Raw genomic sequence first — 876 nt, 5'->3', positions numbered from 1 at the left:
AAAAATAGCACGGATCTAGATTAGGAACTCATCCAGAGATTTACCTGCATCAAGTTGCTCTTGAATCGCCGAAGGTGTACGACCTTGGCCAGTCCAAGTTTTCTCATTACCGTTTGAATCTGTGTATTTGTATTTAGCAGGGCGAGGTGCGCGCTTCGCTTTGCCTTTCGTCTTAGTTTCGCCAGATAGCGCAGTAATAAGTGCTTCTACGTCAATACCGTCTTGAGCGATTTTCTCAGCAATCTCTGCAAGCTTAGCTTCTTGCTCTGCTTGTGCTGCGCGTTCTGCTTCTTCTGCTTCACGACGCTCATCTACGACAGTAGTGAGTTTATCTAGAGCTTCTTCCAATTGTTCTAGAGTCAGCTCACGAGAAAATGCACGAAGGCTACGGATATTTAGAAGGGTTTTAGTCAGCTCTGACATAACGATTCCTATTAAAAGGTTAATGTGTTGGGCACTTTTTATCGTTACGATTAAATAATGCCAATCTATAAATAAACAAAGAGTCCTTATATTTAACTTTATCTTTTCCTTATGTGCAAATGCTAAATCAAGATTTTGTTTAAATTTGACTATTTTTTAAAGCAATTAATATTATTACACTCGAAATAAATCATTATTAGATGAGAACTAAAATCAACAATCATTATTGTATAGAGAGAGTGACAGCTTGGTTTTTTATAAAAAAATTTGAGTTATTACTTAAAAATATGAAGCATCCATCTTTAATGCTGTGTCATATATCCTTAATTTATTGATATAAGATAAACCATGATATTTCTAAGGTAGTAATAATGTTTCATAAATAACATGATTGATGTGATTTCAGTTGCACAAAACTTATGGAATTAGGCAAGGTTTATAAATTATCTCAGC

1 protein-coding gene is annotated in these 876 nt (G+C 34.9%); it reads right to left on the bottom strand.

Annotated features, from left to right (window positions below; translation table 11 throughout):
• Positions 1-15 precede the first annotated feature (15 nt).
• Complete coding sequence (locus IQR33_RS21235; protein WP_005378185.1) at positions 16-423, bottom strand: H-NS family nucleoid-associated regulatory protein; 408 nt, start codon at positions 421-423, stop codon at positions 16-18.
• Positions 424-876 lie beyond the last annotated feature (453 nt).

The organism is Vibrio sp. OPT46, assembly GCF_015163535.1.
In the GTDB taxonomy this organism is placed as follows: domain Bacteria; phylum Pseudomonadota; class Gammaproteobacteria; order Enterobacterales; family Vibrionaceae; genus Vibrio; species Vibrio alginolyticus.
Note: the sequence above shows the minus strand (reverse complement) of the source record. Positions and strands in the feature narration are given on the sequence as shown.

Excerpts from the sequence above, each read along its gene's own strand:
- IQR33_RS21235 (WP_005378185.1), bottom strand. The coding sequence starts at position 423 with ATGTCAGAGCTGACTAAAACCCTTCTAAATATCCGTAGCCTTCGTGCA.